The sequence below is a fragment of the Kitasatospora sp. NPDC001159 genome (assembly GCF_053598235.1).
The window spans coordinates 47041-73719 of the sequence record NZ_JBSFJV010000037.1 but is presented as its reverse complement, the minus strand read 5'-3'; the positions used below and the strand labels follow the sequence as shown (position 1 = coordinate 73719).

Sequence of the window (26679 nt, the reverse complement as noted above, 5' to 3'; positions counted from 1 at the left end):
GTCTCGGCAGTGCCGAGACCGCGACGTAGCTGGCCAATCGACGCTGACGAGGACGCCGAGCCAGTAGCGCTCTGGCACCGCTGCTGGCTGGACATCAGGCCGCCTTCTTGGTCACGCCAAGAGAGACAGCCCATTCCAGCGCGCTCATGATGTGTTCCGGTTGGATGCCGACGCTCCGGTCGGGCTGGATCAGCAGGGTCGGGTTACCGAAGGCGCTGCGGTCGGCGGCCCACTGGTGGTCGAACCGGGTGAAGTCGTCGTCGATCCACACCACAGGGGCGCCGGAGAGCCAGTCGGCTACGTGGTTGCGCTTCCACAGGTAGCCGTCCGGGTGGCTGGTGGTGATCGGCAGGTTGGGCAGCTCAATGTGGTCGAAGTCCGGCACCCCCAGCAGCGGAGCGATGATGCGGCGGGCGTCGAAGCGCCAGCTCGTGCACCACACCGGCCGCACGAGGCCGGTGTCGATGGCGTCGGTGATCAGCGTGCCGTGAACCGGGTTGAGCCAGACCCAGAACGGCTTGGCAACGTTGCTGGTCCGAACCTGGTGACGGGTGTGGGTGCTCGGCGTGGTGCCGTCGGCGGCGGGGAACGGGACGAGGACGCCGTCGATGTCCAGCAACATGAACGGGGAGTTGTGCACTGTGTGACTCCTTATGACGAGTCGGGTGTCAGGGCTTCCGTGCGGTGATCAGGAGGGTGGTCGGCCAATGCGCGTCGGCCGGAGCGAAGAGGTGGTGCACGTCGGTGACCAACAGGCCGACGCGGTTGAGGGCCCGCACCCAGGCGGCCGGGGCGGCCTCCCAGCGCTCCATCCCTGCCGGGGTACCGTCGGGCAGGAGCACCTGCTCGCAGGTGCGGCGCCCGGCCGGGATAGCGCCGGTCCGCTGCGGGTGCGGGATGGAGAAGGCGAGCACGCCCTTGCGGCCGAGGCGGCGGGAGCACGCGTAGAGGAGCTCGAACGGCTCAGTCAGGCCGATCACGCCGAAGACGGACACGATGGCGTCCAGCCGGTCGCGCTCGCGATTCAGGTAGGCGCTCGCCGTGGAGCGGACGAACTCGGCTCCGGTGTGCCCGTAGTGACCAACGGCCCGGCAGATCTGACTACGGGAGCTGTCGATCCCGGTGACATTGGCGCCGAGGCTCGCCAGATAGGCGGTGTTGTGGCCAGGGCCGCAGCCGAGTTCCACGATCCGCCGCCCGGCCAGATCGCTGCCCAAGATCTCGGCGCCAGGGCCGATCCCCGGCCGTTGGGTCCACTCCATCCGGCCGGGTGGCGCCAGGGGTCGCGGTGACCCGTTGGCCAGTCGCTGGTTGGCGTGGACGTCCCAGACGTCCACCGTCAGGCTTCCAGAAGGCTGACGCCTGTGGTCAGGTGTCGGCGGACGGCGTTGATGTAGGCCGGATCGCTCTCCGGATCGTTGATCCACTTGATGGCCTGCTCCATGAACCACTCCACGGCCCAGACCCGGTGCCAGCCGAGGGCCCAATGCTCGGCGGCCAGGCCGCCGCGTTCGGCAAGCGCGTCCTTCGCGCCACCGCTGGCGACGTAGGCCTCGATGAAGTTCCGCAGTCGAACAGGGTCGGGGGCGCTGATGGTGCCGTGCCAGGAGGCGAGGTCGAGCAGGCCAGGGCCGGTGAACGCGCGGGCGAAGTCAAGCAGGCACCAACCGTCTTCCCCGAGATGAAGGCTCGTGGGGTGGAACTCCGAATGCACCCAGCCGAACGGGGCGATCTCGGCGCCGCCCGCGCGCTTGCTAGCCGACACCGCGAGAGTCTCCAGCATCGCGGTGATGTCCGCAGTGCCTTCGGTCCAGCGGCCGGCCTCGCCCAGTCGGCTGAGGTGGCCGAGCGCCAGTTCAGGAAGAGCGGCGAGGGCGGCCTCGTCCATGACCGGCAGCGACGCGGCGGCAGAGGCCTCATGGAGCGCGACGGCGGCCACGACGCCGTCGGTGTCCTCCGCTTCGCGGACTGGCTCTCCCAGGTCCTCGATCACCATACCGAGCGTGCCCTCCCGGGCGATGGAGCCGATGACCTGCGGCACCGGGATGCCGGCGCGGCTGGCTGCGCGGAGGATCTGGTCCTCGCCGTCGAACGGCTCGACGGCGTACTTGTAGATCGCGGTGCGACCGGCGTCGAAGCGCAGGCGTTCGACGCCGGACATGCCCCACACCCTCACCTTCTCGCGGACGGGCTGGGGGTAACCGGTGCTGGAGCAGATATCGGCGAGGATGGCGGTGACGAGTACGGCGTCCACGGGAAACGTTTCCGTTCGTTCGGGCTGGTTAGTTTGGGGCGCTTGGGTCCGGGGCGGCAGCGCGCTTGCCGCCCCGGACCCGAGTCAACGCAAGGATCAGGCCGCGATCACACGGTAGGAGTCGACCTGCTCGATCCACCCGGCCTTCATGCCGGTCAGCTCCTCGCGGAAGCGGGCCATGGAGGCGCCGTAGGGGGCGACGACTCCGCCGGACTGGTCGGGAACGGACTGACAGCCGTGGACCAGCCGGCCGCCGAGCGCGGTGTGGGCCTTGATGCCCTCGATCCGCCGGTGCTCGTTGAACCAGCCACCGTGGTAGACCTCGTCCAGCATCTGGCCGTCCTCCTCGGAAAGGTCGAAGACGACCCCGGTGGCGGAGGGGAAGAACCAGCACGGCCCGACGTTGGAAATGTGGCCGTTCAGCTCGACCTTGTTGAGGGCCATGAACGTGGCCGCCTCACGGAGCATCCGCAGGTGCTCAGCGGTGACGCGCGGCAGGCCCAGGGCCGCCAGGTGCTCGTCGCGGAACAGGTACGAGTAGACCTGGTGGGCAATGGCCAGGACCTCGCCCGCGTCGCTGGTCGAGCGGCCGTGGGCCTTGATGAACTCCAGCGCCATCTGCTCGACGGCGGCCTCCTCGGTCTCGTCCACGTCCAGAAGGCTGTCCTTCACGGTCTGCCAGTCGATGACGAGCCAGGAGTTGGCCTCGAACCGGAAGAAGTACTCCTCCGGGTCGAGGGTGATCTTCTTGCCGTCCACGGTGATGCCGGGCAGCCGGTTCCAGCGCGGGTCGAACGCCTCGGGCAGCTCGGCGGTGATCGTCGCGGTGTCGACGGTGGTCACGTGTGTCTCCGTTCGGGTGGGACGCCCCTTCAGGGCGCCTATCGGCTGGGCGAGCCGCCCGGGAAAAGGTCTCTCGACACCCGAGCGGTTGACTCTCAGTCAACAGCCATGCACGCAAACGGATAAGGTGCCAGAGTGTGGACCAGATGTCGGCCAGTTGTCGACCGCTGTGGGCCAGGTGTCGGCCCGAGGGAGGGCGCCGTGTCAGGGGGATCCGCGACCGTCGCAGACCTGATCAGGATGTCTCGGGAAAGGAAGGGTTGGTCGCAGCCCAGACTCGGTCGCGAACTCGGCGAAGCAGAGGGGAAGGGCGGCGCGGGGCCGGATCGTGGCCAGGTCTCCCGCTGGGAGCGCGGAGGGCGCGTCCCGAAGTACTGGATGCCTTACCTGATCTCGGTTCTGGGCATCGACCTAGCAGAAACGGTTAGCAGCCCGCCAACTGGTCAGGAAAAGACCGGAACTGGCGATACCGTGGATTCCGTCATCGAGCTGAGCCGGAGGGACGTGGTGGATCGCCGGGGATTCGTAGCCGCCTCCAGCGCCTACGCGCTCGCGGCGCTGGGCCTGCCTGACCCCGACGCCGTGCTCCGGCGCGTGCGACTCACGTCCGGTGGCAAGGTCCAAGTCGGCCGGGGCGAGGTCGCAGCGATCGGCCAAATGACCAAGTCACTCGGCGACGCGGCAGCAGAACTCGGCGGCGGACACGCCCGCCACCTCGCCGTCCGCTACCTCCACGACGACGTCGCCCCCTGGTTGGACGGCACCTGGAGCGAAGCCGTCGGCCGCGAGCTCTTCGCGGCCACGTCCCAACTAGTGCACCTGGCCGGATGGATGGCCCAGGACGAGGGCAACCAGGACGCCGCCCAGCAGTACTACGCCCACTCGTTCCGCCTGGCCTCCGAGGCCGGCGACGCCGAACTCGCTGCCACCGCCCTCCGTGGCCTTGCCGTCCAGGCCATCGACCTCGGCTTCAGACCCACCGCCGTGCGGATAGCGGAGGAGTGCGTCGACCAGGCCAAGACCCTCGACTCACCCCGGGCCCTGGCCTACTACCAGGCCACCCTGGCCAACGCTGCCGCCCTCGACGGCGACCGGCGCACCGCGACCGCCGCGCTGTCGGCCTCGCAGACCGCGATCGAACGTGCCACCGACGCCCCGGGCGAGTCATGGGCCTCGCATTACAGCATCGGCCGGTGGGCCCATGAGTCCGGCATGATCCTCGCCCGACTCGGCGACTACACCAGCGCGCAGGACCACCTCCACCACGCGCTCGACATCCACGGCCTCGACCGCCGCCGCACCCGCGCGATCGTCCTCGCCGACCTCGGCACCGTCCACCTACGTCAGGATGACATCGACGGCGCCCTCGCCTCCTGGAACGACTTCCTCGACTGCGCGGACGGCATCCGCTCCATCAAGGTCCAGGACGCCGTCAACGACATGCGAGCCCGCCTCTACCGCCTTCGCGACGTCCCCGGTGTCGAAGAACTGGAAGAGCGTGCCTCGGCGCTAGGGTGAATCGGTGGCAGACGACCAGCCGAATCCATCGGACAGCAGTGAACAGCGGCGACGGGTTCGGGCCTTCGTCAACTTGACCCGGCCCTGAAGACCGGGCTTGTGGGTAGGGGGCGGCTGGCTACCGCATGGCCTCCCACGTCTGAGCCACCTATGTCGCGGTGGCTGGCACGCGTGACTCACGCCCCGCAGTCCACACGGTCTCGCCCTTGCGGGCGATGTTGTGGGACGCGTTGTCGTCCGCGCGCATGACGGTCCCGCAGGACCGGCAGGCGAACAGTGCTTGTGTCGTCCGGTTCTTCCGGTCGATGTGGTGGCACTCGGAGCATTCCTGGCTGGTGTACGCCGGGTCGACGTACACCAGCGGCACCCCGGCACGCTTCGCCTTGTACTCCACGAAGGCGGCGAGCTGGTGGAAGCTCCACGAGTGCACAGTGGCCCGCTGGTCCTTGCGGAGCCGTACCCGGTCGCGGATACCCGTCAGATCTTCCAGGGCGATACCGGAGCCGGTGCGTTCAGCGGTGGTGACGATGGTCTTGGAGACGATGTGGTTGACGTTGGCGGTGTGCCGGGCCTCCTTGCGGGAGCGCTTCTTGAGCAGCCGTTTGGCGGCCTTGGTACCCTTGGCCTGCAGCTTCTTGCGGAGGTCGAGTTGCCGCTTGCGGTGACGGTTCAGGCCGCGCCCGGCGGCCCGGTAGCCGGTGCTGGTGGTGGCGATGTTGGCGATGCCGAGATCCACGCCGACGAACCCGCAGGGGGCGTCGTTCATCGGGGCTTCGGGAACGTCGCAGGTGGCGACCAGGTAGAACACGCCGTCGCGTTCGATCAGGTCGGACTCGCCCTGCCGGTGCTCGCGGAGCATCTTGAGCGTGTCGGCGGAGCAGACGAATCGAACGTTCTTCAACCGGCCGCCAGTGGTCCAGACGGAGACGGTCCGCTGGTCCAACTGCCAGGACAAGCAGCGGTCGTCGTACGGCTGCGCGGCCTCGGCGGGTACTGGCCGAGAACTCTCCCGAGCATCTGGTCCCAGGGACGCCTTTGCTTGCCCGCCGGCACTGGATTGCGGAGCGGCCGGTGCCCCTTGAGTGCGTCCGGCTGCGCTGGCAGCCGGACGCGCCCGCCACGGGCCTGGACGGAGGCGAGGCAGAGCTCGACCACATGCGGCCCCGGCGGGGCGACGGCACGCCCTATCGCTACTACGCGGGTGCCGTCCGGGATCTCGCCAAGCCGGGGTTGTTCGAGAACCGCGGCTGCTATCGGCTGTTGGAGGTCGAGCCGGGCGCAACCGGGCCAACGCTGACGTTTGGGCGCGGGCGGTACTTCGACGTCATCAACGTCTGCGAGGCCGCCGCCCATGAGTACGCCTCGGCCGTTCTGGCAGGGCCGAAGCGGCACACACCGTTCCGAGCCGCCATCGGCGATGCGACCGACCTCGCCCGCCGCCCCGTCATGGCGGCCACCAGCACGCTGACCATCCGGCACGACCGCCGCACCGGCGACGCCGAGTTCGTGCTGCACTGGCGCGACCCCGCGAAGGTGGCCAGCGGCGGCGGCCTCTACCAGGTGGTGCCGGTCGGGATGTTCCAGGCCTCGCACGACGCACCGTGGAATGAGGAGAACGACTTCGACCTGTGGCGTTCTATCCTGCGGGAGCTGAGCGAGGAACTCCTCGGTGAGGCAGAGGACTACGGAAGCGACCAGGCACCCGTCGACTACGCGGCCTGGCCCCTGAACAAAGCGCTCACCGCAGCACGCAAGGCCGGCAGCCTGCGGGTGTTCTGGCTGGGTCTCGGGATGGATCCGCTGACGTTCGTCACCGACATGCTCACGGTGGCAGTGTTCGATGCCGACCTGTTCGACGAGACCTTCCAGCGCATCGTCTCCACCAACGACGAGGGCCACCGGGTGGGGCTGGAGGATGCGAGAGGACGCTCGGCGGGCATCCCGTTCACGGCCGAGCAGGTGGATCGACTCACCGGCGCAGAGCCGATGCAGCCCGCTGGTGCGACCCTCCTGCGACTTGCCTGGAAGCACCGACGGACGCTGTTGCAGTTCCCCGACGACGCTGTTCACCGAGCCAGCGAGCAGTAGATCGCGACAAACGCGGAAGGCACACCCGGCCGTACTGGTGATGCCGGATCTGTCAACTTGACCTTGTCCCCCGCGGCCAGGGGGCGGACCCGGATGGGCCCGCCGCCGGCCCACCCGCCGCCGGCCCACCCGTCGCACCGCCCCCTCGGACGCGCTCGTGCCACCCGCTCTGGCGCGGGAGTGGCACGAGCACCACCGGTTCAGCGTCGCATCGGCCGGAACAGTGCGTCGTCGTAGTCCGGAAAGATCACTGGCATCGCGCGACGGAACGCGGTGACCTCCGTGCTCTCCTCCAACTCCCGGCAGAGCGTCTGCGGCCAGTACCAGTAGCCGCGGGAGGCGAGCAGCCGTTCCAGGTAGGCGTCGAACGAGTACCCGGTGTCGTACAGCTCCTCGCCGAAGTAGTGGTAGTGGACGGAGTCGAGGGGGGGAACAAACGCCGCGCAGGCCTCGGGGACGAACATGTCGAAGGGTTTGACGGGGCGGTACTCCTGATCCTGTGGCGAGTGCCAGGTGACGCCGTACCAGTCGGCGAAGACTTCGCGCAGCGGGAGAAGGTTGATGAGGCCCTGGTCCGAGAGGTCGCCGTGGAGGAGCTCGGGAATGGTGTGGCGCCACCTCAGGCGGACCGCGCCGACTTCGCGGTAGAAGGCCTCGACGCCGGTCGGGAGGCGGCCGTGGGCCAGGCGGATGGCGAGTTCGATGTCGGATGGTGGGGTCGGTGGTGCGACGGTGGCCTCCAGGAGCTGCACGCGGGGGTTGCATTCCAGGTCGGCGATCATCGCGGCCAGCCGGGCGCTGGGGGTGATCACGTACGTCTCCTTCGCAGGCGCCAGCAGGTGCTACAGCCGGTTGTTCTCGATCTCCCACGCGTCGCCGCGCAGTTCGTTGCCGGCGGTGTCGTAGACGGTGTACTCGGCCTCGATCTTGCCGGCGAGTTTGGCGGAGTAGTTGGCGTCGATGTCGGCCTCCACCGAGGGCGCGAGCGGCGCGAAGTCCTTCCCGGCCGGGTGGGTGCTGTAGTCGGCCGTCACGGCGTACTCGACCACGTTGCCGTTGGTCAGCACCTCGGCCTTGACGTCCTTCTCGACCTTCGCGTGGTGCGCCGAGTTCGCGGACTTGCAGAGCGGAGTCAGGTTGCTCATGGTGTTGCCGGGGCCGCCGACCTGCTCGTTGAGCAGGTGCCCCTGCACCATGTACTTGCTGAACCAGTCGGCGGTCGCGCCGCTCCCGGTCGGCCACCAGGACGGCTGGACGCTGGGCTTGGAGCCCTTGCCGAGCTGCCCGGGCCAGAGTTCGGCATGCATCGAGGTGCCGACGCCGTTTCCGTTCAGCGCACCGTAGGTGACGTACGGCTTGCCGGCGAAGGCTCGTTGCACCGGCAACTCCGGCCCGGGCGCATGGACTTGAGCGGCGGCCCGCTGGACGGACGGAGGTATCGTCCGACTCAGCGCCCGAACGGCGTTCGCCTCGGCGGCGCGCTCGAAGCGGTCGCCGGGGTCGCTGACGGACAGTCCGTTGCCCTGGTCGGTACCGGCCACGGGGCCCGAGCGCTGCTGGATGACGTGGGTGAGCTCGTGGGCCAGCGTGTGCTTGTCGGTGCCGCCGTGGCCGAGCACGATGTGCTCGCCGGAGGTGTAGGCGCGGGCGCTGATCTCGGCTGCGGAGCGGGCCGCGGCGGGGTCGTCGTGGATCCGCACGCCGCTGAAGTCGGCGCCCAGGCGGGCCTCCATCTCCGCCCGCATGTCGTCGGCCAGTGGGCGGCCCGGCGACCGCAGCACCTGGTGGACGGTCGAGCGCTGCACCGGGGACTCCGACTGCCGCTGTTGACTGAGCAGTTGGACGACGGCTGCGTTGCCGATGGTGCGCTGCAGCGCACGGATCGACTGGAGGTGAAGCGGCGCGGGCTGCTGCCGTGCGGTCGGTCGGCTGTGTTCACGGTGCTCGGACTTGCCCTGCGATCGCTGGTCGTGCGCGTGCACATCCACCTCCTGGACAGGCGATTGGAGCCGTAGTCGCGGCGTGTCAGAGCCGGTCTACGACGATCTCCGGGGTGAGGGCAAGGACCGGCGGGGCAGTGTCGGGGGCAAGCCGCGATGTCCTGGTCGACCACCGCGGCGATGGGCTCCACCAGGCCGTGCGGCTGTACGTCGGTGGTCCAGGCGACGGGTCCGTGAACTCACCGACGCCTGACGGCCTGGCGGGTGCGGCGGACGGAGCGGTGCAGGCGCTGAAGGGCCATGAAGCGGGCCATCGCGTCGGCCAGTGTCAGGCGGTACTTGATCCGCAGCTGGGCGCTCAGGCCGTCCAGCCGGTCGGGGCCGATGGCGCCGAGCAGTCGGCTGACGTGCCGCTGGTAGACCTCCCAGTAGTTGCGGTCACCGTCCGGGAGGGACCAGAAGAACATCGGGATCTCCTCGACCAGGCAGTTCCGGTCGTAGGCGCGCAGGTGCTCGGCGAACGCGGGTTCGGGCCGGGCGAGCAGCCACTCCCGGACGAGTTCCATCGAGCGGACCCGGTCGATCAGACCGCGCGGGTCGGTCTTCTTCTGGGTGATGGACAGCTCGCCGTCCTCGCGGACCCGCCAGTGGTAGATCGGGTCGGCGAGCACGTCGACCCGCTCGGCGAGGAAGTGGTGGGGCACGCTGACCGGGGCGTCCTCGTACAGGATGCCCTCGGGGTAGCGGATGCCCGCGGCGTCGAAGAAGGAGCGCCGGTAGACCTTGTTCCAGGCGGTGCGGTCGGTGACCAGGGCGGGCAGTTCGCTGACGTGGGTGCGCAGCCGGGTCTCCCGGAACGGGCGGCGGTGGGCGTGCGAGGGGGTGAGGCCGGTGGTGCGCAGCCGCAGCGCGTTGCCGGCGGCGAAGTCGGAGCCGGTCTCGTCCAGCGTGCGGATCATCAGCTCGTACGCGTGCGGCGGCAGGGTGTCGTCGCTGTCGACGAAGGCCAGGTAGTCGGTGCCGGGGGTGAGGTGGCGCCAGCCGGTGTTGCGGGCTGCGCCGAGGCCCTTGTTCTCCTGCTGGACGAGCCGGAAGCGCCGGTCCGTGGCGGCGTACGCCTTGGCGATGAGCGGCCCGTCGTCGGTCGAACCGTCGTCGACCATGACGCACTCGAAGTCCTCGAACGTCTGTGCCGCGATCGAGTCCAGGCACTCCCTGAGGTAGCGCTCGACGTTGTGGATCGGGACGACGACGGAGAGACGCGGGGCCATCCGAACGGCCTTTCGCTCAGGAGCGGACGGGCCGTGCGGCCGCCGACCGCCGGTTACCGACGGTGGTCCGAGCGTAGCGGCCGGAGGCCGTTTCCGGGCGAACAACGGGTGGCGTCAAGCCTTCGTCTCGGTGAGCCGACCGTGTCCGGCGTCAACGCTCCGCGTCGCCCACGCGCCCCGTTGACGCCCGGGAGAGGGGGGGGAGGGCCCCGGACCGCCCGACCGGGCCGGGGCTCTCCGTCGCCTGAGCCGGGTCAGGCGCTGTTGACGGCCGCGAAGCGGGCCTGGACGTCCTGCCAGTTGACGACGTCCCACAGACGGGTGACGTAGTCCGGGCGGACGTTGCGGTACTGCAGGTAGTACGCGTGCTCCCAGGCGTCGAAGGCGAGCAGCGGGGTGGTGTTCTGGCCCACGTTGCCGTGGTGGTCGTAGACCTGCTCGACGATCAGGCGCTGGCCGAGGGGCTCCCAGGAGAGGATGCCCCAGCCCGAGCCCTGGACGCCCGTGGTGGCGGTTGAGAGCTGCTTCTTGAAGGCCTCGAAGCTGCCGAAGTGCTCGGCGATGGCATCGGCCAGCTCGCCCTCGGGGCGGTCACCGCCCTCCGGGGAGAGGTTCTGCCAGAACAGCGAGTGCAGCACGTGGCCGGAGAGGTGGAAGGCGAAGGTCTTCTGCAGGCCGACCAGGCCGCCGAACTGCTCCTTGTCACGGGCCTCGGCCAGCTGCTCCAGGGTGTCGTTGGCGCCCTTCACGTACGCGGCGTGGTGCTTGGAGTGGTGCAGCTCCAGGATCTCGGCCGACATGGCCCGCTCCAGTGCGGAGTAGTCGTACGGCAGGTCGGGAAGCGTGTAGGTGCCCATCAGGACACGGCCCCTTTCGGCAGGTTGAACGACGGTGATCGTGCCGGGGTAACACTATTGCGCATCTGTTGCAGGAGCGATATCTAAGCTCTTGCTTATTCCAGGCACCACGGACACACGACGGACCCGTCGGCGCCGCTGGAGCACGCGGCGCTCAGCCCTCAGTCGACCAGGTGACCAGCGGCGGGCGCACGGCGGCGCACAGCGGGTGCCCCTTGGCGTCCGTCAGGCCGAGGCGGGCCACCAGCAGCCCGCCCGCCACGGCCGTCTCCACGGTCACCGGGTCCACCGCCGCCAGCAGCAGCTTGGCCCGGCGGAACAGCGACCGGGCGGCGCCGTCCCCGGCGACCCAGTTCAGGTAGACGAACCGGCCGCCCGGCCCGCCCTGGACGTACCGGCCGGTGACGTCCACCACTCCGTCCGGCAGTCGCTTCGCCTCGCACTCCAGCGACCAACGCGCCCGCGGCACGTCCCCGGGGTGGGGGTCGAGCAACTCGGCCGGGCGGCGCCGGCGCTGGACGGCGACGTGGATGTCCCGGCACCCCGGGAACCCGGGCCCGGCACCGCACTCACGGCCCGGCAGGTCGGTGGCCTCGATCCTCAGCTCCATGTCGCCATGGTCCCCCACGACGGACGTCCGGAAAAGGTTATAACGAATTCTCCAAGAATTGACGCCAACGCGGCGCGAAAATGAAGCACGAGTTGCCAAAGAGGTGTCAGGAACGCTGGATTTCGGCTAGGGTCCAGGGCTAGATGAAGTCGTTCGGCCTTCCGGACCGGATTGCCGAACTTCACCGCCGGCGCGGCCACACCTATTCGCCGCGCCCAAAATCCCGGAATGGGGAGTAGTCATGAAGATGATCAAGGCGCTCGTGCAGAAGTTCAAGAAGGACGAGGACCTGGCCAACCACGCGTGGGTCCTGCACGTCATCTGATGCACCACGGTCGGCGGAGGCGGCGGCCGTGCCGCCGCCTCCGCCGGCGCCGCATTTCATCGCCATTCCCATGGAGGCGGGATTATCGTGCATGAAATAGTGCCGAACACGGCGCGCGACCATTCCGTCGTCTACGCCCCGCGAATTCAGGACCTGCTGGCCAGGGACCGGAAAGTATTCCGGATCGACGCCACCACGGTCGGCGTCTCCGACTGCGACCTGACGGCCCGGATCGTCGCGGCCCGCCCCGTGCTGTCGACGGAGCGCTCGGTCTACAAGCCCGCCGCTGGCGCCGACATCCCGCACGACAGCGCGACCCGGACGATCCGCGCGCTCGGGCAGGACGTCATGGCCGGCATCCGGACGCCGCCGCCCCCGGCGCGCGGGCTGTCCGGCGGCTGGCCCTACGCGGCCACCTCGTACCTGCGCCGGTGGCTCTTCGCCTCCGACCCGCTACCGGTCTCCCTGCTGTCGAAACGCGGGATCACACGCTCCGACACGCTCTCCCGGCTCGTCGACCGCGCCGTCACCGCCTGGCCGGGATCCGAGGCCCGCGGCACGTCCACCGCACTCGCCGAGCTGATCCGCGGCGCCGCCGACACCCAGGAACGCAGGCAGGCGATCGCGATGTACCGGCGGGCGACGGCCACCCTCTGCGACGGCGTCGCCGCCCTGACCGGCAACACCCTGTGGCTCATGGGGCGGGCCGGGCGACCCGGGAACGACCTCACGACGGCCCTGTGGGAGACCCTGCGGCTGCTCCCGCCCGCCTGGATGCTCTACCGCAAGGCCGGCGGGGCGTACACCGGACTGCACCCCGAGATCCGCCCCGAGGACAACGTCGCGCTCCTCCCGCTGCTGATGCACCGCCACCCGGACTACTGGTCCGACCCGCTGGAGTTCCGGCCCGAACGGTGGGCCGACGTGGCGGACCCGGAGAAGACACCGGGATTCATGCCGTTCGGCTTCGACGGCGCCCGCTGCTGGGCCAAGCACCTGGTCGTGCCGCTGGCCGAGCGCCTGCTGACCGTCGCCCTCGACCACGGGCTCGCCATCCGCGACCCGCAGCAGGACGCGCCCGTCCCCCTGCGCTCCCTGCTCGCCGTACGGTTCGAGGCAGACTCCCGCTCGTGAGTACCACGGGACACGGCGCAGCACTCAGTGCAGGACGGACCGCAGGACAGACCGTAGGACAGACCACAGGACACGCCATGGAATCGCCCACGCTGGCCGACTGGGTCGGCGACCTCGACGGCTTCGCCTCCCTCCAGTGGCAGCGCGAGCCCGCGGTCTTCTCACCGGAGCGGCCCACCTCGCCGTTCGACCTCGACGCACTGGACGCCGCCTTCGACGGCGGGCTGCTGCGCACCCCCTACCTGGAGCTGGTCCGCTCCGACAAGGTCGTCATCCCGCCCGAGGCCTACACCACCTCGCGCGTGGTCAACGGCACCACCCACCACGGCTTCGCCGACCGTGCGAAGGTCCTGGCGCTGCTGCGCACGGGGGCGACGCTGCTCCTGCGCTGCGTCGACCAGTGGCACGGCCCGACGGGCGAGCTGGTGGCGCGGCTGTCCGAGGAGCTCGACCGGCGCGTGGAGGCGTTCTTCTTCCTCACGCCCGCCGGCGGCCAGGGCCTGGCGGTGCACCGCGACGACGCCGACGTGTTCGTCCTCCAGGTCGCCGGACGCAAAACCTGGTACGTCCACGACGCGCCGGCCGCGGCGGAGTGGTCGCTGGGCGAGCTCCCCGACGACGAGCACTCCCCGCGGCGCCTGCACAGCGTCCTCGAACCCGGCGACGTGCTCTACGTCCCGCGCGCCTTCGCACACCGCGCGGTCGGCGCCGACGGGCTGTCCGGCCACCTGTCACTGACGGTCCGCGACCTCGCCCTCCCCGACCTGCGGACGGCCCTGGAGCAGCTGCTGTCCGACGGGCTGGCCCTGCCCACCCGCCCGCTGGGCGAGGCCGCGATCGCCGAGGCCTGCGCCACGCTGCTCGGCCACGCCCGGGCGAAGCTCGACACCGTCGCACCGGAGGACCTGCTGCGCGTTGCCCGGGCCGGGCAGGCGAAGCGACCGGCCGCAAGGACCTCGGACACGTTCGCCGGGACGGCCCGGAGCTGGGCGGGCGAAGGCTCCGGGCGGACCGGGCTTTCGTCCGTCGGCCGCACCTGGCGCAGGCTACGCGCCGCAGCCCGTACCGGGCACTGACACTGCGGGCGGACGGCGCGGAGCCGTCCGCCCGGCGGCATCGATGGGTCAGTCCCCGCCCGCCGGGTCGGGATGGCGCGGTCGCGCTGGAGGTCCAGCAGTCCGCCGCCCACGCCAACGCCAGTGCCCGGCGCACGAGGCGGGGCCCAGCCGTTAAAGCCAGGAACAGGCAGTCGGCGGTTCGAGGGTGAGGACGGACGGGGTGGTGCCCGGGGCGGCGAGCCGGAGCAGGCCGTGGCCGATGCCGGCGAGGCCGACCATGAGGGAGGGGCTGTGGACCCCGTACGGAAGGCCACAGGCCCAGCCCCGGGCCTCCAGCGCGTCCAGGGTGGCGTGGGCCTGCCGCTCGGCGGCGTCCTGCCAGGAGCCGCCGGCGAGGTGGAGGGCCTCCAGGTTGCCGAGATCGCCGTGGCAGAGCGAGGAGTTGTGGCCGAATCCCTCCCGCAGGACCGTACCGAGCGCGGTGTCGCGTTCGACGAGGAGCGACTCGCTCGCCTCAGGCAGGAGTTGGGCGAGGGCGGTGCGGGCCAGCGCGATGCCCGAGGCGCCGTGGCACCAGAGCGCGGGGTAGCTGGGGCCGTCGGGGCTGCCGTCCTCGCGGACATCGCGCCAGTTGGCGGTGGTGGCGTCGAACAGGGTGCGCTCGTACGCGACGGCGGCGAGGGCGAGTCGGGGCAGGCGGGAGTCGCCGAGCCGGTGCCCGGCCCGGGCCAGCGCCCAGGCGATGCCGGAGCCGCCATGGGCGAAGCCCGCGAGCGGGCGGGTGGCAGTGCTGGCCAGGGAGGCGGGCAGCCAGCCGGCGCCACCCTCGGGGTGCGGGGTGGATGCCTGGACGAGGCGTTCGGCACAGGCCGCGATCGCGGCGGTGACGGCGGGCCCGGGGCGGACGGCCGCCCAGGCGAGCAGGCCGCCGATGGTGCCCGCGTTCCCGGCGAGGAGGTCGTACTGGGTGTCGTCGGCCGCGGTCGCGGCGATGCGGTCGAGGACCAGGGAGCCGAGCGAGTCGAGTTCGGAGTCCGGGTGGTGGGCGGCGAGCTGGGCGAGTGCGTAGAGCACGCCGCCGGTGCCGGACAGCCCGCCGCCGAGCCGGTCGACGCGCCGCCGGATCTGCCGACGGAGCGTCAGTTCGGCTGCGGAGGCCGCCGCCCGGTGTTCGCGGTCGCCGGTGACGGTGGCGAGCTGATGGAGGAAGAGGGCCACCCCGGCCGTGCCGCTGTACAGGTCGGGGCCGAGTTCGGCGGGTGCCCAGCGGCCGGGCGGAGCCCAGTTGGGGCCGGTCCAGGCGAGGTCGGCGCTTCCCCGGTAGGCCTCGCGGAGCAGCTGCTCACCGGCTTCGACGGCCTTGTCGAGGGCGCGGGCGGCCGGACCCTCGTCCGGGTCGGCGCGCCCCTCCCCCGGCTCAGCGGGTACGTCGCGCCGGGCGGCGACCGCCCGGCGAGGCTCGCGTGCCCCGTCGACCGTCGTCACCGAGAGTCGCAGGAGCTGGAGTTGGCGCGCGAGGTCCTCCTCACCGAGGGCATCCGCCTTGGCGAGCGCAAGGTCGAGGGCGGGTCGGTCGGTGACGCCCGGGATGAGGGCACCGGTGGACGAGCGGGCGTCGACGCTGTCGGGGCGGATGGTGAAGACGGGGACGTCGCCGCGCCACAGGTCGGCGCGCTCGTGGGCGACGAAGGCGAGAGCGTGTTCCTCCCAGCCGACGAGCGCCCAGATCCGGTCGAGGTGGCGGTCCTGGTCGAGGGCGTCGCGGAGGAGGTCGGGGTGGCAGGCGGTGTTGAGCAGACTGCGGTACTCGTACGTGTCACGGCGCAGCATGCGCGTCTCGTCGGCCGCGAACGCGCTTAGCAGCGAGCGGAGTTGCTCCTTGTCGGCGGCGAGCAGCCGATAGGCCTCACTGAAGCCGGCCTCCAACTCCGCCAGGTGGTCGGCCAGTCGCAGCGGCCACCCGGCCGGAACGGGTCGGCTGCCGGGGGCATCCACCGGCAACCTCCGGTACTCCACGCGGAGTTCGTCCGTCCCCTGGTTGACCAGGACGGGCGCGGGGCGGGGCGGGAGGCTGGACGGGTCCCAGCCGAGGGCGGAGAGGTCGGTTCCGCCGTTGCCCTCGTCCCACATCCGTTCGGGGAGCAGGCCGGAGCGCAGCACCGAGTGTCGGGCCTGGTGGCGGGCGAGCCGCTCGGACTCGGACAGATCCTTGGCGGGCTCGCGCAGGTCGGGGTGGAGGATCGCCTCCAGGTCGATCAGCACGGGCTGGTCCCGGACGGCGAGCAGGTTCTGGGCGTGGCAGTCGACCGCGTCGAGGACGTACATCAGCGCGGCGAGGGTGCCGGCGCGGTGGTAGAAGGCGCTCAACTCGTCGGCGTCGCGGGCCGGTTCGGCGCAGATGTGCTCCACCCAGCCGTAGCCGTCGCGGGCCAGGTGGATGACGTCGCGCAGGGGCAGCCGCAGCTGCGGGTTGAGCCGGTGCAGGATCTGCTGGAAGTGGGTCTCGGCCCCGAGCGGCCGCGGCTTGTAGACGATCCGGAGGCCGCGCTCGAAGCACAGTGAACTGACCGTGGCACCACCGCGGTGCGGGTCGCCGAGCCCGGTGGCGAGTTGGGTGAGCCGGCCGAGCGGGCGACCGTCGGCGAAGGTGCGGGCGAGGGCGGGCAGGTCGGCGGCGAGGCGACGGAACAGGGTGAGCGTGGTGCCCGTCCACTGCTCGGCGGCGGTGGCGAGGCGGAAGGCCAGGACCGGGTACTCGGCGAGGAGTCGGAGCGCCCGCTCGGGCCGGGTGAGCCGGTCGAGGAAGTCGCGGTAGCGCCGCTCGGGGGTGTCGCCGGTCAACTCGCCGGTGAGCCGGGCGACATGGAGTTCGGTGATGACGGTCCGGGTCGCCATCGCGTGGGCGGTGGCGGTGAGCGCGGGGAGGGCGAGCGCGGCCAGTTCCTCGGGGGTGCCGAGGGCGGGGGCGTCCAGGGCGGCCAGTCCGGCGCACAGGCGGTCGCGGGCGCCGGCGAGCAGCGGGGCGACGAGGCGGGCGAACTCGTGCTCCTCGGGGACGTCCAGGGTGGCCGCCCGGTGGAACGCGGCGGCGAGCTGCTCGGCCCACGGGTGCGACCCCAGGCGGGCGGCGAGCGCGTCCGGGTGCTCGGCGAGGAGGGCGCGCACGGCGTCGGGGTTGAGGCCGTCGGCCGCCAGCCGGCGCGCGAACCAGTCGGCCCGGTCGAACGGCGCCTGGGCCCGCCAGCGCTCCAGCTTCCGGGCGGCGCGCTCACGGCGTTCGGTGCCATCGACGGGCTCCGCATCGGGCCCTTCCGGCGCCCGGCCGCGGGCGCTCAGCGGGACGGCTCGGGCGGCAGCCCGCAGGAGTTCGGACGCGTCGACCACGGGGCGGTGCTGCCTCTCTGTTCTGTCTGCTCTGCGCTGTCTCTCGAACGGGCGTGAAGCGCCCAGTCCGGCGCGGACCCCGGCCGTAACGACCGGGACCGGGGTCCGCGCCGGACCCCGGGCTCAGAAGCTGCAGACGCGCCCGCAGCTGGACCAGCCGTCACAGGTGGAGTTCTGCACCGCGGCGGTCACGTAGAGTTCGTCCGAGAGCTCCCCGGCCGGGTGGACCTGGTGGCCCTGGCCGAGGGTGAGCCGGAAGTCCTCGTCCTTGAGTGCGCGAACCTGCTCAGCCGTGGGCTGCATGCTGCCTCCTCAAAACGTTCGGGTCTGGCACGGGTGTGCCGGATCCGGATCTTGGCAGCACCCCTCGCGGCACACCAGGGGCATGCGCATCGCCGGCCCTTGTTTCGGCCAGGATCGAACCGGCGCCCGCCCGACCGCCGCGCCCCGTTCTCCCAGGCCGCGACCCGCCCCTTCGCACCGTCCAACCGTTCGGGCGGCCCTACACCTGGCCGAAACACGGGCGGTTGCGGCCAGGTGACCCGCAGCCCTGGTGTCAGCTTCCCGGCCGTAGGCGGCCGAGAAGCACGTGTCACTCCGCTCACTCCGCCCGCAACGCGTCCACCGTCCGCGCCCGCGCCGCCCGTACGGCGGGCAGCAGGGCGCCGAGCAGGGCGATCAGCACGCCGCCGAGGCCGAGCAGGACCAGCACCGGGGTGCCGAAGACGTCCAGCGCGGACGCCGGGAAGTTCAGCCCGGCGCTGTGGCCCATCGCGGGCACCGTCAGGCCGTGCAGCAGCAGCCCCACCGGCAGGCCGATCGCGCCGCCGACCGCCCCGACCAGCAGCACCGAGGCGAGGACGACACCCACGGTCTGCGCCGGGGTCATGCCGAGGGCCTTGGCGACGCCCATGTCCCGGGTGCGCTCGCGGGTCTCCAACACGACCGTGTTGAACACCCCGAGCCCGGCGACCGCGACCAGGAGCACGGTCAGGGTGGCGGTGAGCGAGCTGAGCGCGAGGGCCGAGTCGGCGGTGTGCTGCGGCAGGCCGTTCTCGGCGGTCTGGCCGAGCGGGGCGAGCGCGCTGCCGAGGGCGGTGGCGTAGGCGGCGTGGTCAGTGCCGGGCTTGAGCTTGACGAACCACTGGTCGGGCACGGGCGCCGTAGCGCCCTGGAGGCTCGCGGCGTCGGTGAACAGCTCGTTGGTCTGCACGTGCGGGTCGAAGACCTCGCCGACGATCCGGACGGTGACCGGTCGGCCGCGGGTGGTGAAGGTCACCTGGTCGCCGAGCTTCACCGAGGCCTCGGTGAGGAAGGTGACGGGGGCGACGGCCTCGCCCGGGCCGTGGTACCAGCGGCCGGAGACCATCCGGTAGCCGGCCCAGGAGGAGTCGCCCCGGAACACGGTCACCGTGGTGTTCCCGGCGACTCCGGGGACGGTGACGTCCTCCGTCCCGACGCCGTAGTAGGCCGCGGTGCCCGGCTGGGCGGTCAGCGCGGCGGTGACGGCGGCCGGGTCGGCCCCGACCGGCTTCGCCGGAACCGCCCCGGGCGGACCGACCTGCCGTACGGGCTCCACCAGGACGTCCGCGCCCGCGTGGTTCTTCGCCTCCTGCACCCAGCTCAGCGTCCCGCCCATGCCGACCGCGAAGACCGCCGCCGTCGTGCCGAACAGCACGGCCGCGAGCATCCCGGCCGCGCGGGCCGGGCGGGCGAAGGGCTGGGCGAGGCCGAGGCTGAAAGGCCGGGGCAGCGGCAGTCGCGCGGCCAGCGCGGCGGCCCGCCGGGCGACGGCGTCACGCCGGGTGCCGCCCGCCGTACGGCCGACGGCCAGTGCGTCCACGGTGCGCAGCCGTCCGGCGCGGGCGGCGGCAGCCCAGGCGACCAGGGCGACGGCGGCCAGCGTTCCGCCCGCCACCGCGACGTCCACCCAGGGCGCGACGCCCGAGGCGTTGGTGCCGTAGAGGTTCCCGGCGGTGGCGAGCACGGGGACGGTCAGCACATTGCCGACCACCACCCCGAGCAGGGTGCCGACGGTGGCCGGGACCAGCGCCTGGGCGACGTACGCGCGCACCACCTGGGCGGGGGTGCAGCCGATCGCCTTGAGCACCCCGATCCGCCGGGTGGCCGTGCCGACGGCGCCGGCCACCACATTGCCCGCGACCAGCACCGACATCGCCATGCCGAGCAGGCCGAAGGCGACCATGAAGGGCAGGAACAACGCGGTGTTGCGGTCCGAGCCCTGCTTGGCGGTGAGCCAGGACTGGGCACCGGTGAGCGCCCCGGCGGGCGCGGCGGAGGCGACGGTGGCCCGGTCGGCGGTCATCGCGTCGGCGGTGCCGGCCTGGGCGAAGCGGTAGAGCATCTCGAAGCCGGGGGTGGTGCCGGGCGCGGTGAGGACGGGGATGGCGTCCGGGGTGACCCAGGCGTCGGAGGTACGGCTGACGGACCGGGCGAGGCCGACGACGGTCAGCGTGGGTGCGCCCGGCAGGGCGGGCAGGCGGAGGGTTCCGCCGATCGGCACGCCCGGGTTCCCGTACCCGGCGGCGAGCACCACCTCGCCCGGCTTGGTCGGCCAACTCCCCTGCATCATCGTGATGTTGTCGACGCCGTCGGCGGCCGAGGCGCGGCCGGTGAGCGTCATCGGCGGCATCGTCAGGCCCGCCGGGACGGAGGAACCGGGGCCCGGCTCGGGGTCGACGGTGACGGTGCGGAAGGGGCCGGCGGTGGCCGTCACCCCGGCGGCACGCCCGGTGGCGGCGAGCTGGTCGGCGCTCACCCGGGTGCCGTCGAAGCGCGCGGTGAGGTGAGCGCCGTACTGGCCGTCGAAGGCCTGGTCGAAAGGGGCCTCGGAGGCGACCAGCAGCGAACCCCCGAGGACGGAGCAGGTGGTGGCCACCATCGCCGCCAGCCCGACCGCGACCGACTGGGTCCGGCGCCTGCGCACCCCGGCGCGGACGACGCGGCCGAGCGCGCTCATGCCGCCCCCTCCGCCGAGTTCGCCGAGTCCGACTCGACCCGGCCGTCCCGCATCCGGACCGTGCGGGTCGCGCAGTCCTCGGCGAGCTTGAGGTCGTGGGTGACGATCAGGATGGTCTGGCCGTCCTGGTGCAGCTCGCGGAACAGCTCCTTGACGTCCTCGCCGGAGGCCGAGTCCAGTGCGCCGGTCGGCTCGTCGGCCAGCAGCAGGGGCGGCTGGTTCATCAACGCCCGTGCCACCGCGACGCGTTGGCGCTCGCCGCCGGAGAGCCGGCCCGGGTGGGCGCGGGCGTGCCGGTCGATGCCGAGCGACTCCAGCAGCTCGGCGGCCCGGTACCGGGCCTCGGAGCGCGGGACGCCGGCCAACTCGCCGGCCAGCACCACGTTGTCGGCCACCGTGAGGTCGTCCAGCAGGTTGAAGAACTGGAACACCATGCCGATCGTGCCGCGCCGGTACCGTGCCGAGCCGGACTCGTTCAGCCGGTCCACCCGGACCCCGGCCACGGTGACCGTCCCGGCGCTCGGCCGGTCCAGCCCGGCAACCAGGTTCAGCAGGGTGGACTTCCCGCTGCCGGACGGGCCGAGCACGGCCACCGACTCCCCCGCCCGCACGCTCAGCGTCACCCCGTCCAACGCCGCCCGCGCGCCCTCGTAGTGGCGGCTCACGCCGCTCAGCTCGATCACCGGATCGCTGCTCATTTCCCCGCTCCTCGCCGTGTCCTGCCTGGTGACGAGGACGAAGGTACGAACGGGCGGCCCGCACCCGCGTCCGCCGATCACGGCAAGTTCCGTACCGCGTCGGGCGGACCGCCGCCGGCGTCATCCTTCCGATGTAGTCGGCCGGTGTACCGGCTGCCGCCGGCCGCGGGGCTGTCCCGGGCGGCGGCCGACCGTCACAATGTCCCGGTGATCAAGGTGCTCAACCACCCGACGGTGCAGCGGCTGCGCACGGCAGCGGCCCGACTGAGCGGCGGCCCGGGTGCGGCTCCCCCGCCCCGGCCGACCCGGCGCGGCCAGCTCTTCGACGCGCTCCTGGCCCTCTTCCTCGCCCTCGCCTCCGGCCGCTACGTCACCATCGCGGGCCACCCGCGGGACGGCACCTGGCACGGGGTGCTGCTGCTCGTCCCGCTCGTCCCGCTGCCGCTGGTGCTGCGCCGCCGCTATCCGCTTCCGGTGCTGTGGACGGTGCTGCCGGCCGCACTGCTGGTGCGGTCGCAGTCCGAGGACATCGCATACTCGGCGGGTGTGGCGGTGATCGTCGCCGCCTACAGCGCGGCCGCGTACGGGCGCCAGCCCGCCGCCGTGCTGCCGAACCTGCCGGTCGCCACCGCCGCGTTGGTGGTGCTGTTCAACGACGCCAAGCTGCCGCACTTCCCGAACGGGGTGATGGCCGTCCTGGTCCTGGTGCCGGTGTTCGCGGTCGCCTACGAGCTGCGGATGTGGCGCCGCCGGGTTGAGGAGGGGCGGGAACGGCTGTCCGCCCTGGAACGCGAGCAGCTGGCCGCGCTGCAGCGCGCGGTGGAGCTCGAACGGGCGCGCATCGCCCGGGAGTTGCACGACGTGGTGACCCACAACGTGAGCATGATGACGATCCAGGCCGGGGCCGCCCGCAAGATCCTGGACACCGCCCCGGACAAGGCCCGCGAGGCGATGGCCGCGGTGGAGACCGGCGGGCGCGCGGCGATGACCGAACTGCGGCACGTGATGGGCCTGTTGACCATCGACGCGGGCACCGGGGATGACCCGGCGGCCAGCGCCGACCTCAGCCCGCAGCCGGGCCTCGGCCGGCTCGACGCCCTGGTCGAAGGTGTCCGGCAGGCCGGGCTGCCGGTGGAGGTGACCGTGCGCGGCAAGCGCCGGGCCGTCCCGCCCGGGGTCGAACTCGCCGCCTACCGGGTCGTCCAGGAGGCACTCACCAACACCGTCAAGCACGCGGGCGGCGCCGACGCCGCGGTCACCGTCGAGTACGCCCCCGACCAGCTGCGGGTGGAGGTCACCGACACCGGCGGCCGCCCCACCGGCGCCGCCGCCACCGGCAACGGGCGCGGCCTGCTCGGGCTGCGCGAACGCCTCGCCGTCTACGGCGGCACCCTGCACACCGGTCCCCGGCCACGCGGTGGCTACCGCGTCACGGCCCTGATCCCGCTGGAGAGTTGATGAGCACGCTGCGCGTGGTGGTGGCCGACGACCAGGCCCTGGTCCGGATCGGGTTCCGGCTGATCCTGGAGTCCGAGGGGATCGAGGTGGTCGCCGAAGCCGAGGACGGCGAGCAGGCCGTCGCCGCCGCCCGCCGGACCAGACCGGACGTGGTGCTGATGGACATCCGGATGCCCGGCCTGGACGGATTGGAGGCCACCCGCCGGATCCTCGCCGAGGGTGCGCAGGACGCACCCCGGGTGATCATGCTGACCACCTTCGACCTGGACCACTACGTCTACGCCGCGATGGCCGCCGGGGCCAGCGGCTTCCTGCTCAAGGACGTCACCCCGGAGCACCTGGCGGCCGCCGTCCGGCTGGTCCGCACCGGCGACGCACTGCTCGCGCCCACGATCACCCGCCGCCTGGTCGAGCGCTTCGCCCGCCCGGCCGCCCCGGACGCCGCCGCCCCGCACCGCGAGCTGGCCACCCTCACCCCGCGCGAGCTGGAGGTGATGACGCTGCTCGCCCGGGGCCTGAGCAATGCCGAGCTGGCCGCCCGGCTGCAGCTCTCCGAGGCGACGGTGAAGACCCATGTGGCCCGGATCCTCGGCAAGTTGGGGCTGCGGGACCGGGCCCAGGCGGTGGTCGCGGCGTACGAGACCGGGCTGGTCAGCGTCGGCTCCGCCGTACCCGGGACGCCGTAACGACGAACGGGAGCCCGGGCGTCGAGGCCCCCGGGCTCCCGCTGTCAGCCACCTGCTATCGGGCGAGGTCGAAGCGGTCCGCGTTCATGACCTTGACCCAGGCCGCGACGAAGTCCGACACGAACTTCTCCTTCGCGTCGTCGCTCGCGTACACCTCGGCGACGGCCCGCAGTTCGGAGTTCGAGCCGAAGACCAGGTCGGCGCGGGTGCCGGTCCACTTGACCCGGCCGGAGGCGTCCCGGCCCTCGAAGGTGTGCGCGTCCTCCGAGGTGGCCTTCCAACTGGTGCCCAGGTCCAGCAGGTTGACGAAGAAGTCGTTCGTCAGCACGCCCGGGGTCCCGGTGAGGACACCGTGCGCGGACTGCTGGTGGTTGGCGCCCAGCACGCGCAGACCGCCGACCAGGACGGTCAGTTCGGGCGCGCTCAGGCCGAGCAGGTTCGCCTTGTCGAGCAGCAGGTACTCGGCCGGCAGGCGGTTGCCCTTGCCGACCCAGTTGCGGAAGCCGTCCGCCTTGGGCTCCAGCGCGGCGAAGGACTCGGTGTCGGTCAGCTCCTGCGGGGCGTCCACCCGGCCCGGCGCGAACGGCACCTCGACGGCGAGGCCGGCCGCCTTGGCGGCCTGCTCGATGCCGACGCCGCCGGCCAGCACCACCAGGTCGGCCAGCGAGACCTGCTTGTCGCCGGCCTGCGCGTTGAACTCCGCCTGCACGCCCTCCAGGGCGCGCAGCACGGTGGCCAGGCGGTCGGGCTCGTTGACCTCCCAGCCGGCCTGCGGCTGCAGCCGGATCCGGCCGCCGTTGGCCCCGCCGCGCTTGTCGCTGCTGCGGAAGGAGGAGGCCGCGGCCCAGGCGGTGGAGACCAGCTCGGAGACCGACAGGCCGGTGGCGGCGATCCGCCGCTTGAGGTCGGCGACGTCCGCCGGCTCGATCTTCCCGTACGAGACGGCCGGCAGCGGGTCCTGCCAGAGCAGTTGCTCGCTCGGGACCTCCGGGCCGAGGTAGCGCACGACCGGGCCCATGTCGCGGTGGGTCAGCTTGAACCAGGCGCGGGCGAAGGCGTCGGCGAACTGGTCCGGGTTCTCCAGGAAGCGGCGGGAGATCGGCCCGTAGACCGGGTCGTAGCGCAGCGACAGGTCGGTGGTGAGCATGATCGGGACGTGCCGCTTGCTCGGGTCGTGGGCGTCCGGGACGGTGCCCTCGCCGCCGCCGTCCTTCGGCTTGTACTGGTGGGCGCCGGCCGGGCTCTTGGTGAGCTCCCACTCGTAGCCGAACAGCGTCTCGAAGAAGCTGTTGTCCCAGGTGATCGGGGTGGGCGTCCAGGCGCCCTCGAGGCCGCTGGTGATCGCGTCGCCGCCGACGCCGGTGCCGAAGGCGCTCTTCCAGCCCAGGCCCTGCTGCTCGATCGGCGCGGCCTCCGGGTCCGGGCCGACGTTGTCCGCCGGGCCGGCGCCGTGGGTCTTGCCGAAGGTGTGGCCGCCGGCGATCAGCGCGACGGTCTCCTCGTCGTTCATCGCCATCCGGTAGAAGGTCTCGCGGATGTCGCGGGCGGCGGCGATCGGGTCCGGGTTGCCGTTGGGACCCTCGGGATTGACGTAGATCAGGCCCATCTGGACGGCGGCCAGCGGGCTCTCCAGCTCGCGGTCACCGGTGTAGCGCTTGTCGTCCAGCCAGGTGGTCTCCGGGCCCCAGTAGACGTCCTCGTCCGGCTCCCACTCGTCGACGCGGCCGCCGCCGAAGCCGAAGGTGTCGAAGCCCATGCCCTCCAGGGCGACGTTGCCGGCCAGGATCATCAGGTCGGCCCAGGACAGACTGCGGCCGTACTTCTTCTTCACCGGCCAGAGCAGACGGCGGGCCTTGTCCAGGCTGGCGTTGTCCGGCCAGCTGTTCAGCGGGGCGAAGCGCTGCTGGCCACCGCCTGCGCCGCCGCGGCCGTCGCTGATCCGGTAGGTGCCGGCGCTGTGCCAGGCCATGCGGATCATGAACGGACCGTAGTTGCCGTAGTCGGCCGGCCACCAGTCCTGCGAGGTGGTGAGCACTTCCTGGATGTCGCGCTTGACGGCCGGGAGGTCGAGGGAGTTGAAGGCCTCGGCGTAGTCGAAGTCCCCGCCCAGCGGGTTGGCCACGGCGGGGTTCTTGGCCAGGATCTTCAGGTTCAGCCGTTCCGGCCACCACTGGCGGTTCCCGCCGCCCTGGGTGGGGTGAAGCGCGCGCCCGTGGTTGACCGGGCAGCCTTCCGCGCTCGCCTCAACGCCGGTTGCATCGTGGTTCTCAGACATGGGAATCCTTCCCTACAAGGCGGATCACGGTGTCTATCTGCTACCTACGGCACCAACTGCTGCTACCGCTGTGCACTGCTGCTACTACCGGGTGTCGCTGGCTACTGCTGTGTACTGCTGCTACCCAGGCTAGCGCCGGAGCCGATCCTACGATGGACGCAATCCAAGTCAAGAAAGACACCAAATCCATATCTGATCGGGAACCGGACCGTAGAGGATGTGCATTGGTAAACTCCGGTTTTCCCCATGACCTGAATAGGTGAACCGATATGAGTGACCTGCTGGAGCGACTGCGCGGGCGCGGCTGGCGCCTCACCTCCCAGCGGCGTGTCGTCGCCGAGGTCCTGGACGGCGAGCACGTGCACCTGACCGCGGACGAGGTGCACGCCCGGGCGGCCGAACGGCTGCCGGAGATCTCCAGAGCGACCGTCTACAACACCCTCGGCGAACTGGTCACCCTCGGCGAGGTCATCGAGGTCTCCACCGACGGGCGCGCCAAGCGCTACGACCCCAACGCGCACCACCCGCACCAGCACCTGATCTGCACCGGCTGCGGCACCATCCGCGACGTCCACCCGATCGGCAACCCGCTCACCGACCTCCCGGCCGACCAGCGCTTCGGCTTCGCCGTCTCCGGCGCCGAGGTCACCTACCGGGGGCTCTGCCCGTCCTGCGCGGGCTGATCGTTTCGACTCCCGCTTCGCCGTCCGGCCTTTCGCCCCCAGAACCTGGACGTGTAGTGTCCTGGTTATGCGGATGGGCGAGGGAGTCGAGTGGGGCCTGCACTGCTGCCTCACGCTGGCCTGGCTGGGCGACGAACAGCCCGTCCCGACGGCCCGACTGGCGGCCTGGTTCGACCTCCCGCCCGCCTACCTGACCAAGCGCCTACAGGCACTGGTCCGGGCCGGCATCCTCAGCTCCACCCCCGGCGCCCGGGGCGGCTTCCGACTGGGACGGCCGCCCGAGCAGATCACGCTGATGGACGTGGTCGCCGCCATCGAGGGCCCCGACGACCTGTTCCGCTGCACCGAGATCCGGCAGCGCACCGAGGGCGCCGCGGCCGCCGCCGACGACTTCCGCCGCCCGTGCGGGGTGTCCACCGCGATGCGCCGCGCCGAACTGGCCTGGCGGCGCGAGCTCGCGGGGCAGACCGTCGCCGACCTGATGGCGGCCGCGCCCGCCGGGGCGGCGGAGCGCACCCGGCGGCACTATGAGCGGCTGACGGGCTGATTCGCCCCGTTTCCAGCAGTTTTCACCTGCGCGACTTCCCTGTCAGGAGAACCTGGATGTCTAATGTCCT

23 protein-coding genes are annotated in these 26679 nt (G+C 71.8%); 8 read left to right on the top strand and 15 right to left on the bottom strand.

Annotated features, from left to right (window positions below; genetic code table 11):
• Positions 1-94 precede the first annotated feature (94 nt).
• The 4 genes from ACWC9T_RS20590 to ACWC9T_RS20575 all read right to left on the bottom strand — a co-directional run bounded on the left by ACWC9T_RS20590 (position 95) and on the right by ACWC9T_RS20575 (position 3097).
• On the bottom strand, positions 95-622 hold the full coding sequence (locus ACWC9T_RS20590; RefSeq protein ID WP_449822479.1) for an HAD domain-containing protein: 528 nt from the start codon (positions 620-622) through the stop codon (positions 95-97).
• 46 nt (positions 623-668) lie between these two features.
• A complete protein-coding gene (locus ACWC9T_RS20585) occupies positions 669-1337 on the bottom strand; it encodes a class I SAM-dependent methyltransferase (protein WP_449822478.1) in 669 nt (222 codons plus the stop codon).
• A 2-nt stretch (positions 1338-1339) separates the two neighbouring features.
• The gene (locus ACWC9T_RS20580; protein WP_449822477.1) at positions 1340-2254 is read right to left on the bottom strand and encodes an aminoglycoside phosphotransferase family protein; all 915 of its coding nucleotides are present in this window, start codon (positions 2252-2254) and stop codon (positions 1340-1342) included.
• A 96-nt stretch (positions 2255-2350) separates the two neighbouring features.
• Positions 2351-3097, bottom strand: a complete 747-nt coding sequence (locus ACWC9T_RS20575; protein ID WP_449822476.1) for a hypothetical protein — start codon at positions 3095-3097, stop codon at positions 2351-2353.
• Positions 3098-3754: 657 nt separating this feature from the next.
• Here ACWC9T_RS20575 and ACWC9T_RS20570 point away from each other — a divergent pair.
• Positions 3755-4615 carry a tetratricopeptide repeat protein gene (locus ACWC9T_RS20570; protein ID WP_449822475.1) on the top strand — a complete coding sequence of 287 codons (861 nt, stop codon included), beginning with the start codon at positions 3755-3757 and terminating at the stop codon, positions 4613-4615.
• Between the two features lie 148 nt (positions 4616-4763).
• Here the strand turns inward: ACWC9T_RS20570 and ACWC9T_RS20565 are convergent, their stop codons facing one another.
• Positions 4764-5570 carry an RNA-guided endonuclease InsQ/TnpB family protein gene (locus tag ACWC9T_RS20565; protein WP_449822474.1) on the bottom strand — a complete coding sequence of 269 codons (807 nt, stop codon included), beginning with the start codon at positions 5568-5570 and terminating at the stop codon, positions 4764-4766.
• 80 nt (positions 5571-5650) lie between these two features.
• Between ACWC9T_RS20565 and ACWC9T_RS20560 the strand changes: the two genes are divergently transcribed.
• On the top strand, positions 5651-6703 hold the full coding sequence (locus ACWC9T_RS20560; protein WP_449822473.1) for a transcriptional regulator: 1053 nt from the start codon (positions 5651-5653) through the stop codon (positions 6701-6703).
• 200 nt (positions 6704-6903) lie between these two features.
• Here ACWC9T_RS20560 and ACWC9T_RS20555 read toward each other — a convergent pair whose 3' ends face one another.
• The 5 genes from ACWC9T_RS20555 to ACWC9T_RS20535 all read right to left on the bottom strand — a co-directional run bounded on the left by ACWC9T_RS20555 (position 6904) and on the right by ACWC9T_RS20535 (position 11381).
• Positions 6904-7515 (bottom strand): hypothetical protein, encoded by a 612-nt coding sequence (locus tag ACWC9T_RS20555; protein ID WP_449822472.1) that lies wholly within the window; start codon positions 7513-7515, stop codon positions 6904-6906.
• Between the two features lie 30 nt (positions 7516-7545).
• Positions 7546-8685: an eCIS core domain-containing protein gene (locus tag ACWC9T_RS20550; RefSeq protein ID WP_449822471.1), complete on the bottom strand. Its 1140-nt coding sequence runs from the start codon at positions 8683-8685 to the stop codon at positions 7546-7548.
• A 197-nt stretch (positions 8686-8882) separates the two neighbouring features.
• Positions 8883-9914, bottom strand: coding sequence for a glycosyltransferase family 2 protein (locus ACWC9T_RS20545; RefSeq protein ID WP_449822470.1), 1032 nt, complete (start codon positions 9912-9914; stop codon positions 8883-8885).
• A 254-nt stretch (positions 9915-10168) separates the two neighbouring features.
• Positions 10169-10771, bottom strand: coding sequence for a superoxide dismutase (locus tag ACWC9T_RS20540; protein WP_449822469.1), 603 nt, complete (start codon positions 10769-10771; stop codon positions 10169-10171).
• A 154-nt stretch (positions 10772-10925) separates the two neighbouring features.
• Positions 10926-11381, bottom strand: a complete 456-nt coding sequence (locus ACWC9T_RS20535) for a DUF5990 family protein (protein WP_449822468.1) — start codon at positions 11379-11381, stop codon at positions 10926-10928.
• 424 nt (positions 11382-11805) lie between these two features.
• On the opposite strand from ACWC9T_RS20535, the gene ACWC9T_RS20530 reads away from it, so the two are divergent.
• Positions 11806-12840 carry a cytochrome P450 gene (locus tag ACWC9T_RS20530; protein ID WP_449822467.1) on the top strand — a complete coding sequence of 345 codons (1035 nt, stop codon included), beginning with the start codon at positions 11806-11808 and terminating at the stop codon, positions 12838-12840.
• Between the two features lie 77 nt (positions 12841-12917).
• Positions 12918-13916 (top strand): JmjC domain-containing protein, encoded by a 999-nt coding sequence (locus ACWC9T_RS20525; RefSeq protein WP_449822466.1) that lies wholly within the window; start codon positions 12918-12920, stop codon positions 13914-13916.
• Positions 13917-14069: 153 nt separating this feature from the next.
• On the opposite strand, the gene lanM is transcribed toward ACWC9T_RS20525, so the two are convergent.
• The 4 genes from lanM to ACWC9T_RS20505 form a co-directional block, all read right to left on the bottom strand.
• On the bottom strand, positions 14070-17282 hold the full coding sequence (gene lanM / locus ACWC9T_RS20520; RefSeq protein ID WP_449822465.1) for a type 2 lanthipeptide synthetase LanM: 3213 nt from the start codon (positions 17280-17282) through the stop codon (positions 14070-14072).
• Between the two features lie 123 nt (positions 17283-17405).
• A complete protein-coding gene (locus tag ACWC9T_RS20515) occupies positions 17406-17585 on the bottom strand; it encodes a hypothetical protein (RefSeq protein ID WP_449822464.1) in 180 nt (59 codons plus the stop codon).
• Between the two features lie 298 nt (positions 17586-17883).
• Complete coding sequence (locus ACWC9T_RS20510) at positions 17884-20262, bottom strand: FtsX-like permease family protein (protein ID WP_449822463.1); 2379 nt, start codon at positions 20260-20262, stop codon at positions 17884-17886.
• The gene (locus ACWC9T_RS20505; RefSeq protein WP_449822462.1) at positions 20259-20960 is read right to left on the bottom strand and encodes an ABC transporter ATP-binding protein; all 702 of its coding nucleotides are present in this window, start codon (positions 20958-20960) and stop codon (positions 20259-20261) included. The genes ACWC9T_RS20510 and ACWC9T_RS20505 overlap by 4 nt, the downstream gene beginning before the upstream one ends.
• A gap of 207 nt (positions 20961-21167) precedes the next feature.
• Between ACWC9T_RS20505 and ACWC9T_RS20500 the strand changes: the two genes are divergently transcribed.
• Positions 21168-22418, top strand: a complete 1251-nt coding sequence (locus ACWC9T_RS20500) for a sensor histidine kinase (protein WP_449822461.1) — start codon at positions 21168-21170, stop codon at positions 22416-22418.
• Positions 22418-23104, top strand: a complete 687-nt coding sequence (locus ACWC9T_RS20495; RefSeq protein WP_449822460.1) for a response regulator — start codon at positions 22418-22420, stop codon at positions 23102-23104. Before ACWC9T_RS20500 ends, ACWC9T_RS20495 begins: the two co-directional genes overlap by 1 nt.
• Positions 23105-23159: 55 nt before the next feature.
• On the opposite strand, the gene katG is transcribed toward ACWC9T_RS20495, so the two are convergent.
• Positions 23160-25379 (bottom strand): catalase/peroxidase HPI, encoded by a 2220-nt coding sequence (katG, locus tag ACWC9T_RS20490; RefSeq protein WP_449822459.1) that lies wholly within the window; start codon positions 25377-25379, stop codon positions 23160-23162.
• 269 nt (positions 25380-25648) lie between these two features.
• Between katG and ACWC9T_RS20485 the strand changes: the two genes are divergently transcribed.
• Positions 25649-26062, top strand: coding sequence for a Fur family transcriptional regulator (locus ACWC9T_RS20485; RefSeq protein ID WP_449822458.1), 414 nt, complete (start codon positions 25649-25651; stop codon positions 26060-26062).
• 67 nt (positions 26063-26129) lie between these two features.
• Entirely contained in the window at positions 26130-26609 is a 480-nt protein-coding gene (locus ACWC9T_RS20480) for an RrF2 family transcriptional regulator (RefSeq protein WP_449822457.1), read from the top strand.
• Positions 26610-26679 lie beyond the last annotated feature (70 nt).

What these genes read in the sequence shown, in the direction of transcription:
- ACWC9T_RS20485 (WP_449822458.1), top strand. Translation starts at nt 25,649, where the DNA reads ATGAGTGACCTGCTGGAGCGACTGCGCGGGCGCGGCTGGCGCCTCACC.
- katG (WP_449822459.1), bottom strand. Translation starts at nt 25,379, where the DNA reads ATGTCTGAGAACCACGATGCAACCGGCGTTGAGGCGAGCGCGGAAGGC.
- ACWC9T_RS20480 (WP_449822457.1), top strand. Translation starts at nt 26,130, where the DNA reads ATGCGGATGGGCGAGGGAGTCGAGTGGGGCCTGCACTGCTGCCTCACG.
- ACWC9T_RS20525 (WP_449822466.1), top strand. Translation starts at nt 12,918, where the DNA reads ATGGAATCGCCCACGCTGGCCGACTGGGTCGGCGACCTCGACGGCTTC.
- ACWC9T_RS20545 (WP_449822470.1), bottom strand. Translation starts at nt 9,914, where the DNA reads ATGGCCCCGCGTCTCTCCGTCGTCGTCCCGATCCACAACGTCGAGCGC.
- ACWC9T_RS20570 (WP_449822475.1), top strand. Translation starts at nt 3,755, where the DNA reads ATGACCAAGTCACTCGGCGACGCGGCAGCAGAACTCGGCGGCGGACAC.
- ACWC9T_RS20590 (WP_449822479.1), bottom strand. Translation starts at nt 622, where the DNA reads ATGTTGCTGGACATCGACGGCGTCCTCGTCCCGTTCCCCGCCGCCGAC.
- ACWC9T_RS20505 (WP_449822462.1), bottom strand. Translation starts at nt 20,960, where the DNA reads ATGAGCAGCGATCCGGTGATCGAGCTGAGCGGCGTGAGCCGCCACTAC.
- ACWC9T_RS20535 (WP_449822468.1), bottom strand. Translation starts at nt 11,381, where the DNA reads ATGGAGCTGAGGATCGAGGCCACCGACCTGCCGGGCCGTGAGTGCGGT.
- ACWC9T_RS20495 (WP_449822460.1), top strand. Translation starts at nt 22,418, where the DNA reads ATGAGCACGCTGCGCGTGGTGGTGGCCGACGACCAGGCCCTGGTCCGG.
- ACWC9T_RS20510 (WP_449822463.1), bottom strand. Translation starts at nt 20,262, where the DNA reads ATGAGCGCGCTCGGCCGCGTCGTCCGCGCCGGGGTGCGCAGGCGCCGG.
- ACWC9T_RS20540 (WP_449822469.1), bottom strand. Translation starts at nt 10,771, where the DNA reads ATGGGCACCTACACGCTTCCCGACCTGCCGTACGACTACTCCGCACTG.
- ACWC9T_RS20515 (WP_449822464.1), bottom strand. Translation starts at nt 17,585, where the DNA reads ATGCAGCCCACGGCTGAGCAGGTTCGCGCACTCAAGGACGAGGACTTC.